General features: G+C 66.2%; 11 protein-coding genes. 4 read left to right on the top strand and 7 right to left on the bottom strand.

Annotated features, from left to right (window positions below; all coding sequences use genetic code 11):
* Nucleotides 1–2 precede the first annotated feature (2 nt).
* From bchB to bchF, 3 genes are read right to left on the bottom strand one after another with little or no spacing between them, the layout of a single operon-like run.
* Nucleotides 3–1,598 carry a ferredoxin:protochlorophyllide reductase (ATP-dependent) subunit B gene (gene bchB / locus HUK65_RS00435; protein WP_179904148.1) on the bottom strand — a complete coding sequence of 532 codons (1,596 nt, stop codon included), beginning with the start codon at nt 1,596–1,598 and terminating at the stop codon, nt 3–5.
* Between the two features lie 43 nt (nt 1,599–1,641).
* Nucleotides 1,642–2,928 (bottom strand): ferredoxin:protochlorophyllide reductase (ATP-dependent) subunit N, encoded by a 1,287-nt coding sequence (locus HUK65_RS00430; RefSeq protein ID WP_179904147.1) that lies wholly within the window; start codon nt 2,926–2,928, stop codon nt 1,642–1,644.
* Nucleotides 2,925–3,434: a 2-vinyl bacteriochlorophyllide hydratase gene (gene bchF / locus HUK65_RS00425; RefSeq protein WP_179904146.1), complete on the bottom strand. Its 510-nt coding sequence runs from the start codon at nt 3,432–3,434 to the stop codon at nt 2,925–2,927. Before bchF ends, HUK65_RS00430 begins: the two co-directional genes overlap by 4 nt.
* 379 nt (nt 3,435–3,813) lie before the next feature.
* Between bchF and HUK65_RS19065 the strand changes: the two genes are divergently transcribed.
* The 4 genes from HUK65_RS19065 to bchJ all read left to right on the top strand — a co-directional run bounded on the left by HUK65_RS19065 (nt 3,814) and on the right by bchJ (nt 8,464).
* A complete protein-coding gene (locus tag HUK65_RS19065; protein ID WP_179904145.1) occupies nt 3,814–4,542 on the top strand; it encodes a cobalamin B12-binding domain-containing protein in 729 nt (242 codons plus the stop codon).
* 145 nt (nt 4,543–4,687) lie between these two features.
* The gene (ppsR, locus tag HUK65_RS00415) at nt 4,688–6,025 is read left to right on the top strand and encodes a transcriptional regulator PpsR (RefSeq protein ID WP_327787003.1); all 1,338 of its coding nucleotides are present in this window, start codon (nt 4,688–4,690) and stop codon (nt 6,023–6,025) included.
* A 158-nt stretch (nt 6,026–6,183) separates the two neighbouring features.
* The gene (gene bchE / locus HUK65_RS00410) at nt 6,184–7,878 is read left to right on the top strand and encodes a magnesium-protoporphyrin IX monomethyl ester anaerobic oxidative cyclase (RefSeq protein WP_179904143.1); all 1,695 of its coding nucleotides are present in this window, start codon (nt 6,184–6,186) and stop codon (nt 7,876–7,878) included.
* A 4-nt stretch (nt 7,879–7,882) separates the two neighbouring features.
* A complete protein-coding gene (gene bchJ, locus HUK65_RS00405; protein WP_179904142.1) occupies nt 7,883–8,464 on the top strand; it encodes a bacteriochlorophyll 4-vinyl reductase in 582 nt (193 codons plus the stop codon).
* 330 nt (nt 8,465–8,794) lie between these two features.
* Here the strand turns inward: bchJ and idi are convergent, their stop codons facing one another.
* Genes idi through chlG form a run of 4 tightly spaced genes read right to left on the bottom strand, consistent with a single transcriptional unit; the run spans nt 8,795 to nt 12,749 of the window.
* Nucleotides 8,795–9,334 carry an isopentenyl-diphosphate Delta-isomerase gene (idi, locus tag HUK65_RS00400; RefSeq protein WP_179904141.1) on the bottom strand — a complete coding sequence of 180 codons (540 nt, stop codon included), beginning with the start codon at nt 9,332–9,334 and terminating at the stop codon, nt 8,795–8,797.
* A 41-nt stretch (nt 9,335–9,375) separates the two neighbouring features.
* Entirely contained in the window at nt 9,376–10,557 is a 1,182-nt protein-coding gene (locus HUK65_RS00395; RefSeq protein ID WP_179904140.1) for a geranylgeranyl diphosphate reductase, read from the bottom strand.
* Nucleotides 10,558–10,560: 3 nt separating this feature from the next.
* The gene (locus HUK65_RS00390) at nt 10,561–11,838 is read right to left on the bottom strand and encodes a BCD family MFS transporter (protein WP_179904139.1); all 1,278 of its coding nucleotides are present in this window, start codon (nt 11,836–11,838) and stop codon (nt 10,561–10,563) included.
* The gene (gene chlG, locus HUK65_RS00385; protein ID WP_179904138.1) at nt 11,835–12,749 is read right to left on the bottom strand and encodes a chlorophyll synthase ChlG; all 915 of its coding nucleotides are present in this window, start codon (nt 12,747–12,749) and stop codon (nt 11,835–11,837) included. The genes HUK65_RS00390 and chlG overlap by 4 nt, the downstream gene beginning before the upstream one ends.
* Between the last annotated feature and the right edge of the window lie 213 nt (nt 12,750–12,962).

The raw sequence follows: 12,962 nt of genomic DNA, 5'->3' as shown, positions 1-12,962 counted from the left end.
GACTATCGCGCATAATGGGCCTTCGCCTCGTAGAGGGTGTCGACGCTGATCTCGCCCAGCCCCTTCTGGGCGGCGAATTTTTCAGTGTTGCGCCGGGCCTTGCCGCGCACGAAGAAGGGGATCTTCTTCAGCTCGCGCTCGGCACAGGCGAGCCAGATGACATTGTCGCCCATGGCCGGGGCGGGGTGCTGGGCGGCAGGCTCGTCCGCCGGGGGCATCGAACCCCCGTCGGCCGAGGCCGCCTTCGCGGCCAGCGCGCTCTCCTCGGGCGTGGTCCGGGCGCGAGGGGCGTGGCCGCCGTGGTGCGAGGGGCCGGCCTCGTCGCGGAACTCGAAATCCTCGCGGAACATGTGCAGAAGGTGCTCTTCCAGCCCCATGACCAGCGGATGCACCCAGGTGTCGAAGAGGACATTGGCGCCTTCGAACCCCATCTGGGGCGCGTAGCGGGCCGGGAAGTCCTGGACATGGACCGGGGCCGAGATCACGGCGCAGGGGATGCCCAGGCGCTTGCCGATATGGCGTTCCATCTGGGTGCCAAGGATCATCTCGGGCTGGGCGGTGTCGATGGCGCGTTCGACCTCCAGGTAGTCATCCGTGATCAGCGCCTCGAGCCCGAACTCGCGGGCGAGGGCCCGGACCGGGCGCGCCTGTTCGCGGTTGTAGCAGCCGATGCCGCAGACCTCGAACCCCATTTCATCGCGCGCGACGCGGGCAGCGGCCATGGCGTGGGTGCCGTCGCCGAAGATGAAGACCCGCTTGCCGGTCAGATAGGTGCTGTCCACCGAGGCCGCCCACCAGGGCTGGCGCAGGCGGGTGTCATCCACCGGGGCTGTACTGCCCGAGAGCGTGCGGACCTCGGCGATGAAATCGCGGGTGGCGCGGGCGCCGATGGGGATGGTGCGCGTCCAGGGCTGGCCGTGTTCACGCTCCAGCCAGCGGGCGGCGGATTCGCCGGTTTCAGGGTAGAGCAGCACGTTGAAATGGGCCGCACCCAAGCGCGCGATATCGGCGGGGCTGGCGCCCATGGGGGCGGTGACGTTCACCGCGATCCCCATTTCCTCCAGCAGCGCGCTGATCTCGGCCACGTCATCGCGGTGGCGAAAGCCCAGGGCGGTGGGGCCGAGGATGTTGCACGACACGCGCGCGGTCCGCTCCATGGGGCGGGCGAGGGCGCGGGCGAGTTGCACGAACGCCTCGTCGGCGCCGAAGTTTTCCTTGCGCTGGTAGCTGGGCAGTTCCAGCGGGATTACCGGCACCGGCAGGCCCATGGTCTCGGCCAGGCCGCCGGGGTCATCCTGGATCAGCTCGGCGGTGCAGGAGGCAGCGACCAGCAGCGCCTGCGGCGCAAAACGGGCGTGCGCGTCCTGGCAGGCGGTCTTGAACAGTCCGGCGGTATCGGCGCCCAGATCGCGTGCCTGAAAGGTGGTGTAGCTGACCGGGGGGCGGTGGTTGCGCCGTTCGATCATGGTGAACAGAAGATCGGCGTAGGTGTCGCCCTGGGGGGCGTGCAGCACCATGTGCAGGTCCTTCATCCCGGTGGCGACGCGCATGGCGCCGACATGGGGCGGGCCTTCATATGTCCAGATGGCGAGTTTCATGGCTGGCCTTGTGCCGTAAGAATTTGGGGCAGGGTGAAGAGGGTCATTCGGCGGCCTCCAGATGCGGGGCGAGGCCCGAAAGGGCGGCGCGGCGGCGCAGGGGCCGGGCAAAGAGGGCGGCCAGATCGCCGGCCTGTTCGTAGAAATGCACCGGCGTGAAGACCAGCTCGATCGCCCATTTGGTGGCCAGCCCCTCGGCTTCGAGCGGATTGGCAAGGCCCAGGCCGCAGACGGTCAGGTCCGGGCGGGCGGCGCGCACGCGGTCCAGTTGCAGGTCCACATCCTGCCCTTCGGAGATCACCGGCCCCTGGGCGATGAGATCCAGTTCGGGGCCGTGGATGGGGCCGTGGAGCCAGGGGGTGCCGATCTCGACCGCTTCCATCCCACATTCGCGGGTCAGGAAACGGGCCAGCGGGATTTCCAGCTGGCTGTCGGGCATGAAGAAGATGCGCTTGCCGCGCAGGGTCTGGGCGGCGGCGGCGATGGCCTTTTCGGCGCGGGCGCGCGGCGCGGCTGTCACTTCGTCCACGCGCTCGGGCGCAATGCCGAATTCGGCGGCCACGGCCTTCAGCCAGAGCGTCGTGCCTTCGGCGCCGAAGGGGAAGGGGGCCTCGATCGGGCGGGCGCCGTGGCGGGTGAGCGCGTCATGGGTGGCGCCCAGGAAGGGCTGGGTCAGCGCAAAGACGGTGTTGGGGCCGATGGCGGGCGCGTCATCGGCGCGGCGGGCGGGCAGGCAGCGCACCGGGCCGATGCCAAGGCGGGCCAGCAGGTCCAGCGCCTGATCCTCGACCACATCGGGCAGGGCGCCGACCAGCAGCAGCTCGCGCGCCTCGGTCGCGGCCAGGGCGGGGACCATGGCGGCGAGGCAGGCGTCCTCGCCCTCGGTGAAGGTGGTCTCGATGCCGGAGCCGGAGTAGTTCAGCACCCGCACATGGGGCGCGTGTTCGGCGCTGAGCCGTTCGGCGGCCTTGGAGAGGTCCAGCTTGATGACCTCGGACGGGCAGGAGCCGACAAGGAAAAGCTGGCGGATATCGGGGCGGCGGGCCAGCAGACGGGCAACCTCGCGGTCCAGTTCGGCATGGGCATCGGCCATGCCGGCCAGATCCTTTTCCTCAAGGATCGCGGTGCCGAAGCGGGGTTCGGCAAAGATCATCACGCCGGCGGCCGATTGCAGCAGATGCGCGCAGGTGCGCGAGCCGACGACCAGGAAGAACGCATCCTGCATCTTGCGGTGCAGCCAGATGATCCCGGTGAGGCCGCAGAAGACCTCGCGCTGGCCGCGCTCACGCAGGACGGGGGTGTTGCGGCAGCCTGTGGTCGGGGTGGTCATGCCGAGGCCTCCTGGGTCATGGGGGGGGTGGCGGCATCCAGCCGGGCGGCGCGCAGTTTCCACAGGAACTGGAAGGCGTTGAGCGCATAGGCGGCATAGGCCACCAGGGCGAGCCACATCAGCGCCTGCGGCCCCATGGAGCCGGCCAGCAGCGCCACCACATAAGCGGTGTGCAGGGCGATGACGCCAAAGCTGACGACATCTTCCCAGAAGAAGGCGGGGGCGAAGAGATACTGGCCGAAGACCACCTTCTCCCAGATCGCGCCGGTGACCATGATCAGATAGAGGAACCCGGTCTTGATCAGGATGGATGCGGTGGCGGCAAGATAGCCCTCGCCGGTCATCAGGAAGCGAATCACAAGCAGGGCCGAGACGATGCAGACCAGGAACTGGACCGGGGCCAGAATGCCCTGCACCAGGGTCCAGACAGTATTGTCGCGCCGTTCACGCTGTTGGTCCGTGTAAAGGCGTTTCCCAACCCCTTGATGCGCGCCTGTCGATGTCATGGCGGCAGCCTCCAGCCTACAAGCTTTCCCTGACATCAACTCTATCGCCGGGCGCGCAGAACTGTCAATTAAAACTTACAGTCTGAAATTGACAGCTTGCGGTTCTTGAGGAGTGGTCTGCGCGATGCTTCGGCTTAATACCGAAATTTCGCAGGTATTTAGCGATTGCAGGGTGGCTGCCGGAGCCGCTGCCAGCATGTGTCAGACCCAACTGTAAGTTTCTTTTGACATTCTGGCGCGATTCGGGGACACTTTCGGAGGGTATCTTGCCGGAATTGCGGCTGGCGATCGGCTGTAGTAGCGATACCAACGGGGGGCATTTTCGATGGATGGATTACTGCCAAGTCCTAACAGAGGCCTTCACCAGGGGGATCTTGGTGTGGAGCGCTTCGCCTTGCAGGTGGTTACGCAGATCGCTGGAACCACACATATAGAATCCGGTGCGCCGGACCGCGAATTGCTGAGCTTGATCGTGCGCTATGCCCGTACCGGTCATGATGAGCTTCTGGATCTGATCATGGCGCGAATCAGGCGCGCGCGCCTGCCGGCCGAGACGATTGTCGATGTCTATGTGCCCAGTGCCGCGCGCAAGATCGGCAACAGCTGGCATGAAGGGGAGCTGGACATTCTGCAGACCTCGGTGGCGATTTCGCGCCTGCAGACCATGCTGCGGGTGATCGGCCGGCATTGGCAGGCGGATGCATCCTCTGCGGGATCGCAGCTGCGGGTGGTGGTGGCCGTCCCTGAAAAGGAACAACATACGTTGGGCGCTGTGGTGGTGACCCACCAGCTTCGGCGCCTGGGGGTTTCGGTCAGTCTGCAGTTGCAGCCGTCGGCGACCAAACTGCTCATGATGCTGCAGGACGGACAGTATGATGCCATCATGTTATCGATATCGAACAGATGTCTGCTTGAAGATTGTCGCAAATTGGTGAAAACCATCAAGCGGGGTGTAGGTATTGGTCTGCCGGTGGTCATTGGCGGCCCATTGCTGCGCCAGGACGATTTGAACCTGGAGCAGTACACCGGCGCGGATCTGGTGACCCACGATGTCACCACTGCTTTGACGGCATTCGGTCTGATGGACCATGCCGAGGCGGCCCAGTAGGGTCAGAAAATGCTGCAACCCCCTCGCAAGAGGGTATGTGGCGGATAGGAGAGCTTGAGCTGTGACCAATGATGGACTGACGTTTACGTCGAGCGGCTCGAGGCCCCTTTTCGGTACCGATATGTTTTCCGGAATCTTGGCAACGGTGTGCGACATTGCCCTGGTGGTTGAGCCGTCAGGTGTGATCCGCAATGCGATCTCCGGCCAGGAGAGCCGACTGTTCGCCGAAGCCGCCACATGGCCGGGCCAGAACCTGAAAGAGCTGATCGACCCGGAATCGGCAAAGAAATTTGAGCGCGCCCGCGACAAGCTGCTGGAAATGTCCGACGAGGAAGGGCGCTACCGCTGGGCAGAGCTGATCCATCACGCCGAACGCGGCGATGCCTTTCCGATCCGCTATTCGGTGCACAGCCTGGCCAATGATGATGCCGTGCTGTTGCTGGGGCGCGACCAGCGCCCGGTGATCGAGATGCAGCAGCAACTGCTCAACGCGCAGATCGCCCTGGAGCGTGATTTCGAGGCCCAGCGCGAGGCGGATGCCCGCTACCGGTTGCTCATGGAATTCACCAGCGATGCGATCGTGCTGGTCTCCATGACCAGTGGGCGCATCGTGGACATGAACATGCGCGCGGCCGTTGCGCTGGGCGCGGCGCGGACAGAGCTGATTGGCGCTTCCTTTGCAAGTCAGTTCAACCTGGCCGAAGGGGTGGACCTGCTGGGCTCGCTCTCGGCGGATACAAGCGGGCTGGGGGGCGCGACCGTCGAATTTGCGACCCTGCGCGGCGGCCATCATCTGGAGGTCCGCTCGCGGCAGTTTCGGGCGGCGGGGGAGCGGCTGGCGCTGTGCCGGCTGTCGGAGCCGGGACAGGACACGCAGGGTCTGGGGTCCCTGGCCACGGATCTGTTCCAGCTTTTCCAGCTGGGCACTGACGCGATCGTCTTTACCAACAAGGACGGCGTGATCGAGGCTGCCAGCGATGCCTTCCTCAACATCACCGATGCGCCCGATTCCGCTGCTGTGGTAGGTCGTTCGATTGGCGAATTCCTGGGCCGTGGCGCGGTCGATCTGAAAGTGCTGCTGGAGAACGCACGCCGGGCCGGGCATCTGCGCAGCTATTCCACCAAGCTGACCACGGATTTCGATGCGCAGGTTGCGGTGGAACTGTCGGCCACATGGCTGGGGGATCGCTCGGATCCCAAACTTGCGCTGGTGATCCGTGATGCAACCTCGGCCACGGCGCTGCGTACCGATTTTTCGCTGGGACAGGGCGACATGCGCGGCGTGATGGAGCTTGTGGGCTCCTCCAACCTCAAGGATATCGTGGCCGAGACCACGAATGTGGTGGAAAAGATCTGTATTGAAACGGCGATTGAACTGACGCGCAACAACCGCGTTGCCGCCGCCGAAATGCTGGGCCTGTCGCGCCAGTCGCTTTACGTCAAGCTGCGCAAATACGGGCTGCTGAGCCGCGAAGAGGAATGACGCCCGGGGCGCCTTTGCCATTGGCAAGGCCCGGTTGGCGATGATCCGTTCTCGTTGCATCCCCGGCATCGGAAAACACCCGCGTTGATCCATGTCAATTTAGCTCGACACAGAATCTGTCAAGGTGATCTGACAGATTTTTTTGTGGGAGGGCTGCCATGCGGATCGTTTTCGTTCACCCCAACTATCACTCCGGCGGGGCCGAGATCGCGGGCAGCTGGCCCCCGGCCTGGGTCGCGTATCTGACCGGGCACCTGCGCAGCGCCGGTTTCGATGACATCCACTTCATCGACGCCATGACCAACCATATCGACCATGGCGCGCTTCGCGTCCGCCTGGCCGAGCTGCAGCCCGATGTGGTCGGCGTGACCGCCATCACCCCGTCGATCTATGAGGCCGAGGAAGTTCTGCGCGATGCCGCCGAGGTGGTGCCCAACGCCCTGCGCGTGCTGGGCGGGATCCATGCGACCTTCATGTATCGGCAGGTCCTGTCCGAAGCGCCCTGGGTTGATGTCATCGTGCGCGGCGAGGGTGAGGAGATCATGACCGCCCTTATGCGCACCGTCGCCGCCGGGCGCTGGCCGCAGGACCGCAAGACGATCAAGGGCCTCGCCTTCCGCGAGGGCGAGGAAATCGTCGCCACCCCCGCCGCCCCCACCGTCAAGGATCTGGAGGCGATCAACCCGGACTGGTCCATCCTGGAGTGGGAGAAATACATCTACGTCCCCCTCGGCGTGCGGGTCGCCATCCCCAACATGGCGCGGGGCTGTCCCTTCACCTGCAGCTTCTGCAGCCAGTGGAAATTCTGGCGCGACTACCGCGTGCGCGACCCGATCGCCGTGGTGGACGAGATCGAGGATCTGGTGAACAACCATGGCGTTGGCTTCTTCATCCTGGCGGACGAAGAACCCACCATCAACAAGAAGAAATTCGTCCAGTTCTGCGAGGAGCTGATCGCCCGCGGCCTGCCCGAAAAGGTGCAATGGGGCATCAACACCCGCGTCACCGATATCTACCGTGACCGCGATCTGCTGCATTTCTACCGCAAGGCCGGGCTGGTCCATATCAGCCTGGGCACCGAGGCCGCGGCCCAGATGAAGCTGGACCAGTTCAACAAGGAAACCACCGTCGCCCAGAACAAGGAGGCGATCCGCCTGCTGCGCGAGGCTGATATCTTCACCGAGGCGCAGTTCATCGTCGGTCTGGACAACGAAACCGCCGAGACCCTGGAAGAGACCTATCAGATGGCCTGGGACTGGCAGCCGGATCTGGCCAACTGGGCCATGTACACGCCCTGGCCCTTCACGCCGCTGTTCCAGGAATTGCGCGATCAGGTCGAGGTCTTCGACTATTCGAAATACAATTTCGTCACACCGATCATGAAGCCCAAGGCGATGTCGCGCGGCGGCTTGCTGGAGGGGGTGTTGAACAATTACCGCCGCTTCTACATGCAGAAGGCGTTGTTCCACTATCCCTGGCGCGGCACCGGCTATCGGCGGCGCTATCTGCTGGGCTGCCTGAAGGCGTTTCTGAAGGCGGGGGTGCAGCGGCAGTTCTATGACCTTGGCAAGCATGGCTATTTCAGCCTGAAGCCGCGCGATGAGCTGGATTTCGGCTTTGACATGTCGCGCACCATTGCGGATGCGCAGATGGCGGATTGGGAGGCCTCGGCCGACAAGGCCGCCCGCGCCAAGGAACGGCGCGAGGCCGTGCGCGCGCAGATGAAGGACCGCGCCGGGGAGCGCGCGGCGATCAAGGCCTGTGGTGGCGGCACCGAACAACTGCCCGAGGCCAAACCCTTCCGCATGCCCAACGGCGCCATGCCCCAGCGCGCCACCGAACCGGCGGAATAGGGCGATGACCGCCGCCGTGGCCCGGATCGGCCCCAATGCCGTGCTTCAGCACCTGCCGGTGCTGGACGCGGCCATCGGCGAGGCCCTGCGCGGGGCGCTTCTGCACCGCGCGGGTGTGGATACCCCGCACCCCGATGCCGGGATGCTGCCCGAGCCGCAGGTCGCACGCCTGCACCATGCGGTGCGGCTGTTCCTGCCGGATCAGGCCCCGGCGATCCAGCGCGCGGCAGGGTTGGGGACGGGGGATTACATTCTGGCGCATCGGATTCCGATGCCAGCGCAGCGCCTGATCCGTGCGGCGCCCGGGTTTCTGGGCGCGCGCATCCTCTCGGCCGCCATCACGCGCCACGCCTGGACCTTTGCCGGGTCCGGGGCGTTCCGGGTTGTCTCGCACCTCCCGCTGACCTTTGAAATCGCCGCGAACCCGCTGGCCCAGGGCCGGGCCGGGGCACCGATCTGCCACTGGCACGCGGCGGTGTTCGAACGGCTGTTCGCGCGGCTGGTCTGGCCCGGGGTGCAGGTGCGCGAAACCGCCTGCTGCGCCTGCGGCGCCCCGGTTTGCCGGTTCGAATTGCGGCCTCGCTAGCTGACTGCTCAAAAAGTCGCCCGCCTCCGAATGTTCAGGCAAGAGACCGGAAAACTGTGCCTCGGCACGCTTTCCACAAGCCCTGTTCCGGGCGACCAGCCCGGGACGCGCCCGACCCTCCCGCGGGAGGGCGCATTGCAACGCTGCAAGAAGCTCTGCCCATGGAGGGGTTTGGCTGGCATAAACCGCAGTAAACCCGAGGTCCCAACGCGCCCACCCAGGGTCAGGCGCGTCCCTTTGCTCCGGGTTTCGATGCAAGGACAGGAACAGTTTTCCTTACAGGCACTGGCCGATTTTCTTTTTCAGCAGCCTGCTAGAACCTCCGGCCCGTCAGCCCGCCAGTTCAGGTCCGAAGATGCGCGCGCGATGTTCTGCAAGATAGATGCGCAGCCAGGGCGTGAAGCGTGAAGGTTCGGCCTGCGTCCGCGCGGCCAGGTCATCGAGTGTGACCCAGGCCGTGTCCATGACCTCGGCGGGGTTGGGCGCCACGGTCATTGCGGGCGGGGCAGGGGCGGTGAACACCTGCACCAGCTCATGCTCGATCAGCCCCTTGCCCACATCGGCGCGGTATTCGACCTCGCCCACGTGGGTCAGCTCCAGCCCGGTGATGCCCAGTTCCTCCTGCAGGCGGCGGTGGGCGCAGGCCAGATGGCTTTCGCCCCAATGGGGATGGGTGCAGACCGTGTTCGCCCAAAGCCCCGGCGTGTGATACTTGCCCAGCGCGCGGCGTTGGATCAGCACCTTGTTGCCGCGCAGGACAAAGACCGAGATCGCCGGGTGGCGCAGGCCCTGAAGGTGCGCCTCCAGCTTGTCCACCGGGGCCAGGCGCCCATCGACCCAGGCCGGGATGGGTGTGTCTTCGGCACTCATGCCCGCCCCACTCATACCCGAACTGCCCACGCCCGCCCCGCTCATGTCCGCACCGCCGAGACAAGCCCGCTCAGATGCAGCAGGTTCTTCACCCCGATCTTGATATGCGCCAGCGGGCGCGCGCGGACCAGTTTCTTGTTCATGTAGGCCTCGAATGTCAGGCGCTGCACGTCGATATCATGGCACAGGCTTACAAAGCGCTCGCGCCGGTCATCGGAACGATAATAGGCATCCTGCATGGAGCGCAACACCCGGAAGACGGTCTTGTGCTCTTTCATGAACAGCTTGCGCGCCAGTTTCAGGTCCTTCGCCCGGCCCGAGGCCAGCGCCGCCTGCGCCGCCGTCGCGGCCACGCGCCCGCCGACCATGGCGTAATAGATCCCCTCGCCGGAACTGGGGGCCACGACGCCGGCGGCATCGCCGGCCAGCACCACATCGCGGCCATTGTCCCAGCGGTCCATGGGGTGCAGGGGGATGGGGGCGCCCTCCTTGCGGAGGGTCTCGCACTCCTCCAGCCCGGACATCTTGCGCAGCGCGGCGGTGGCGGATTTCAGGTTGGCCTCGGGCTTTTCGGTGCCCATGCCGACCGAGCAGCTTTTGCCGTGGGGAAAGACCCAGCCGTAAAAATCGGGGCTGATGCGGCCGTCATAGATCACATCGCAGCGGTCGGGGTCATAGCGGTCATTGGCGGGGGGGGCGGTGATGATCTCGTGATAGGCGATGACGTAGGGGATCTTGTCGCCGCCCGGAACCTCGGCCTTGGCCACGTTGGACCGCGCCCCATCGGCGCCGATCACCAGCTTTGTGGCGCTGCGTCGTTCCTCTCCGCTGGCCTTGTCACGCCAGACCACATGCGTGCCCTCGGCGTCGCGTTCGATCCGCAGGAAGGTGCCGGTCAGGCGTTCGGTCCCGTTGCGGGCGGCGCGGTCGCGCAGGAATTCGTCGAAATGTTCGCGGTCCACCATGCCGACAAAGCCGTTTTCGATGGGGATGTCCACCGCCCGCCCGGTGGGCGAGATCATCCGCGCGGTGCGGATATGGGCGACAAGCTGCGCCTCGGGGATGTCGAAATCGGCGATCAGCCGGGGCGGGATGGCGCCGCCGCAGGGTTTGATCCGCCCGGCGCGGTCCAGCAACGCCACGCGGCGCCCCGCGCGCGCCAGATCATCCGCCGCCGTGGCGCCCGAGGGGCCACCCCCCACGACAAACACGTCATAAGCCATTGTCTATTCCCCCGGCACCAGTTGCGCGGGCGCTGTGGCCCGCCCGTCCATGATCCTTGCCGCGACCATCGCCGCCGCCACGAAAAGCGCACCCTGTATCACGAAGGTCGCGCCAAAGGCCGCGCCGGTGTCCAGCACCCCGCGCAGCAGATCCACCAGCGCCGCGCCCGTCAGCCCGCCAAACCCGGCGGCAATCGCCTGGCTGGCGCCCCACAGGCCCACGCGCGTGCCTTCGCGCGCGTCGCGCCCCTCGGATGCAAGCTTCATCATCGACCCGATGGCCGCGACCGCGAACATCCCGTTGAACAGCCCCAGCGCCACCACCAGCGGCACCAGCGGCAGCGCCAGCGGCGCGGCCAGCGCAATCGCGCCCAGGCTGACGGCTGAGCCCAGGCACCCCGCCACCACCCAGACCCGCAGGCTGCCGATGCGCAGCCCCGTGGCCAGCAGTCCCACGGCCAGCATCCCCAGGAAGACGCCGCCATTCTGCGCGCCGGACATGGTGGTGGTCTGGCCCGGTGTCATGTGGAACACCAGCCCGCCATAGGGTTCGATGATCAGCTCCTGCATGAAATAGGCGGTCATGGACAGGAACACGAACAGCGTGAACTGCCGCGCACGGCGCTCGGACCAGATCTCGGCGATGCCGTCGCGGAAGCGCATGGGCGGCGGGGCCGGGCGAAAGACGACCGAGGCTTCGATGCCGCGCACCATCAGCGCGGTCAGCGCAAAGGCGCCCGTGACCACCACCCCCACGATCACCAGCAGGCGCGTGTGGCTGTAGGGGTCCAGGAACTGCCCGGCGGCAATGGCCGTCAGCGCGATGCCCGCGATCATCATCAGCCAGGTGATGGTGGCCGCCGCGGGGCGGCGATGCGCCGCCGTGGCCGTGGCCAACAGCGCCAGAAGCGAGGTGCCCGAGGCGCCCACCCCCAGCCCGATCAGCGCATAGGCCAGCAGCGACAGCCCCAGCCCGGCGGCGAAATGGCTTTCCAGCAGCGGGATCGCGGCAGCGGCGCCCAGGCCGCCCGCGCCCAGCATGGCCATGCCAACAAGGATCCAGCGGGTGCGGTTGCCGTGCTGATCGGCCAGAAAGCCCCAGTTGGGCCGGGTGATCTGCACGCCATAGTGCAGCGCCACCAGAAAGCCCGGCAGCACCACCGGCAGCGCCAGTTCCACCACCATCAAGCGGTTGAGGGTGGATGTCATCAGCACCACGATGGCGCCCAGGCACATCTGCACCGCGCCCAGGCGGAAGATCTGCAGCCAGGACAGCGTCATCCGGCGAACTCCATCCCGCGCAGGGCAAAGGCCGCGACCATCATGCCCAGCACATAAGGCCCGACGCCGGTGCCGTTGAACCAGGGCGCCAGGCCCGCCGGGTCCTGCATCCAGCGGCGCATGGCCCAAAGCTGGACCAGCATCCCCAGCGCGATGATGCCGGCATGGACCGGCGCGCCCCAGATCACCAGCAGCGACACCACCAGCAGTTGCGCCATCATCATCACCGTGCAGGCGATGGTGGCGGCATCCCTTGGCCCATGGACGACGGGGAGCGAGTTGATGCCCAGCCGCCGGTCGCCCTCGATCGCCTTGAAATCATTGATGGTCATGATGCCATGCGCGCCCAGGGCATACAGCGCGGCGATGGTGACGACCTCGAACGGGGGTGCGCCGGCGGCGACCACGGCGGCGGCGGTGAACCAGGGCAGCCCCTCGTAGCAGATGCCCACCAGGCCAGGCCCCCACCAGCCCGAGCGTTTCAGCCGGATGGGTTCGACCGAATAGGCCCAGGCGGCCAGCACCGCAAAGACCGTGGCGCCAAAGCCCCAGGGCCCCAGTTGCCAGCCCACCACCAGCGCCAGTGCCGACATGGCCAGCGCGATCCACATGCCCCAGCGCCCCGGGATGCGCCCCGAGGGGATGGGCCGGTGCGGCTCGTTGATGGCATCCACATGGCGGTCGCACCAGTCATTGGCGGCCTGGCTCATGCCGCAGACGATGGGCCCGGCCAGGATTACCCCCAGCAGCACCAGCCCCCAGCTGTCCGGCCAGATGCCGATGGAGACCACGCCGCACAGATAGGCCCACATCGGCGGGAACCAGGTGACGGGTTTGAGCAGCGTCAGCACGGCGCGGGGTTCGGGCAGGCGGCGGGGGTCTGGGCTGGGGGCAAGTGTGGCGTCGGTCATGGTGTCAACCTTGGTTCCCTTGTTTTGCTGTCAACTTTGTCAGACAGTGCTGAGTCGATCAACTGTAAACTTGGGCTGACAGGATGGATTTTTGCTTCTGAAGCGGCGTGGTTTGCCGAGGGGGCGAAAAAGCGCCCCCGAGCCGCGCCCACCCACCCACCCTGCGCGCCTCGGGGGCGCTGGCCCCTGCGCGGGCGCAGGGGCCGCCGGGTG

The organism is Rhabdonatronobacter sediminivivens (assembly GCF_013415485.1).
In the GTDB taxonomy this organism is placed as follows: domain Bacteria; phylum Pseudomonadota; class Alphaproteobacteria; order Rhodobacterales; family Rhodobacteraceae; genus Rhabdonatronobacter; species Rhabdonatronobacter sediminivivens.
This window is presented reverse-complemented; position numbering and strand designations above follow the sequence as displayed.